This window comes from Streptomyces phytophilus (assembly GCF_013870535.1).
Classification (GTDB): Bacteria; Actinomycetota; Actinomycetes; order Streptomycetales; family Streptomycetaceae; genus Streptomyces; species Streptomyces phytophilus.
This window is the reverse complement of sequence record NZ_JACBXC010000919.1, coordinates 1-2,465: the sequence shown is the minus strand read 5'-3', so window position 1 is coordinate 2,465 and position 2,465 is coordinate 1. Positions and strand designations below refer to the sequence as shown.

2 protein-coding genes and 1 pseudogene are annotated in these 2,465 nt (G+C 70.7%); 2 read left to right on the top strand and 1 reads right to left on the bottom strand.

Annotated features, from left to right (window positions below; all coding sequences use genetic code 11):
- Positions 1 to 603: hypothetical protein (locus H5J30_RS27165; protein WP_309505646.1), on the top strand; the 603-nt coding region annotated here is incomplete at its 5' end.
- A gap of 915 nt (positions 604 to 1,518) precedes the next feature.
- Here the strand turns inward: H5J30_RS27165 and H5J30_RS27155 are convergent.
- Complete coding sequence (locus H5J30_RS27155) at positions 1,519 to 2,058, bottom strand: CGNR zinc finger domain-containing protein (protein ID WP_181789958.1); 540 nt, start codon at positions 2,056 to 2,058, stop codon at positions 1,519 to 1,521.
- An 82-nt stretch (positions 2,059 to 2,140) separates the two neighbouring features.
- On the opposite strand from H5J30_RS27155, the pseudogene H5J30_RS27150 reads away from it, so the two are divergent.
- A pseudogene (locus H5J30_RS27150) lies at positions 2,141 to 2,465 on the top strand (MFS transporter); the annotation flags it as partial.

The window sequence follows — 2,465 nt, the reverse complement described above, 5'->3', positions numbered from 1 at the left end:
GGAGAGACCGTGTCTCAGACCACCGCAGCACGGCCGGCGCCTGAGAAGGTCGCCGTACGGGCCCACGAGATCCTGAACGTCTGGAAGGCCGACCCCGAGTTCGACCGGCTGCGTACCGGCTGCGCGATGTACTCGAAGGACTGGAGCGACCACTACGGGTACCCGATCGTGGACGACTACGACGCGATCGCCGACGCTCCTGCCCTGTTCGTCGAGACCACCCGCGCCATGGCGCTCAAGAGCGCGGTGTACGAGGCGACCGGCGACGAGCGGACCTCCGAACTGCCGGTGAGCGTGCCGGTCGACACGATGTCGTACGCACTCTGCGCTCAGTTCAGCCTGCTGTCCCGCATGCAGGAGCGGACCGGCATCAAGTTCGTGCACATGACGGACATGGAGGAGGGTGAGGCCGGCGGCACCTGGGACCACGACGACTACACGGCGCAGGCGTATCGGCTTGCCTTCGGGCCGATGAACGAGCGGTTCTGGATCGGCGTCGCTGAGACGGAGCGCCGGCGCCAGGTGCTCGACAAGGTGTACGCGGGGATCGGCGTCACCGAGCGCGGAAAGAAAATCGCCATCGACTTCGGCGCTGCGGCGTAGCCGACGGCGAGACGGGGCTCTCCGCTTCGGCGGGGGGCCCCGTTTCGCGTGCCGGGGCGGCGCGGTCGGGCTCTAGGCCGATCTTGTGGGGGTGGACGCATGCCGGGGTTCCGTCTGCGGTGTAGCGGTACCCGTCGGCTCCGTCGAAGGGAGCCTCCCTGTTGGGCCGGTCGTAGATCACGAACCCGCCGCGGGGGAAGCGCTTCGAGGGGCAGATGCCGCATACCTCGGACTCGTCGTCATCGGGGTCGATGTACGGGCGAGGGTCGTTCATGCGCGCAGCGTAGTGGTTCGGGGGCTCGGCGCGCGGCACATCCGCCGCGGGCATGGGGAAGGTCGGTTTGCACTCACCGCTGCTGGGGGCTGGACTTCCGCAGGGGGTGGGTGTTCCCGTGGGAACTGCGGGCGGGAATCGGGGAGTTGGGGCGGGGCGAGGTGGGATTTTCCGGGATCGAACGGGAATGGTTTGTCCCGATTTTCGACATCGCCGCAGGTCACAATACGATTCCAAGGCGGGTTCAAGTCCCGTCACTCACCCTTGGTGATATGCGGTTCAGGCCCGGTACTCCGTCGCGGAGTACCGGGCCTGACTGCGTGGGGCGGGCTTTGCGGGCGGGCTTACTCCGGGAGCCAGTCCCTGAGGTGCATGAGCCGGTCGTTGAGGACGCTGACGGGCGCGCCGGCCGACGAAGGCGATGCGGCTGCCGTCGGGGGAGAACGAGGCGTCGTGGCCGCCGGTGGTGTCGAGTACCTCGCGGCCGGTGCCGTCGTGGCGATCCACTCCAGCCTCTCGGTACGGAAGAGGACGTGCTTGGGCTCACGGGTCGGCCGTCCCCGCCCCACCAGGGACAGCGCACCCCGGCCGGGAAACGTCACGCTCCCGGGTGCGCGGCGGGAGGGGGCCGGGGCCTTCGGTCAGCCGGGTTCGGCGGCTCGGCGGGCGGCGTAGGTGCGGGCCTTGGCGCGGTTGCCGCAGCCCTGCATCGAGCACCAGCGCTTGCTGCGGTTCTTCGAGGTGTCCCAGAACACCTCGTGGCAGGTGTGCTCCGCGCAGCGCTTCAGGCGGGCCGCGTCCCCGGTGGTCGTCAGCGTGCTCCAGGCGAGGGCCAGCTCCGTGATCCCACTGTCGGTGCCCGTGAGGCCGGGGGCGGGGACGGGGGTGCCGTGCGCCGTGATGTGTACGGGGAAGCGGGTCAGGGCATCGTCGGCGGCTGCCGTCGCCGCGGGGTCCGGGGGGTCGCCCACGTGCGTGCCCAGGTGTGCGCGGATGCCGGCCCGCAGGGCGACCGCCGCCTCGTGGAGGGCGGCGTCCGGGGTGCCGGCCGTCGGCAGGTCGTGCGTACGCAGCCACTCGGCCAGGGCTTCCGGGGTGCTCAGGGTGTCCGTACCGGCGTGGATGTCGAGGGTGTTGGCGAAGTCGGCCACCAGCTCGGCGGCCCGGGGTGGTGCACGCATGCGGACCACTTTACCGGCTATCGCGTTTGGTGGTAACTTTCTCTCACCGGTAAACGGCTTTGGTGGTTAGAGGGGGCGCGTGATGGGTGCAGCCGGGGTGCTGGAGAGCGATCGGCTACGGGCCGGGCGGGACGCCGGGCGCCGCAACACCGCCGTACTCGTCGCGTTCACCGCCGTGACGAACCTCGCCGACGGCGTCGTGAAGATGGCCCTGCCGCTGCTCGCCGTCCGCGCCGGCGGCTCCCCTGCCCAGGTCACCGGGGTCGCGCTGGCCATCTCGCTGCCCTGGCTCCTCGTCGCCCTGCACGCGGGCGTGCTCGTCGACCGCGTCGACCGCCGCCGGCTGCTGTGGATCGTCAACGTGCTGCGGCTGCTCGCGATGGTGCCGCTGCTCGCCGCTGCCGCGA

Excerpts from the sequence above, each read along its gene's own strand:
- H5J30_RS27155 (WP_181789958.1), bottom strand. The coding sequence starts at position 2,058 with ATGCGTGCACCACCCCGGGCCGCCGAGCTGGTGGCCGACTTCGCCAAC.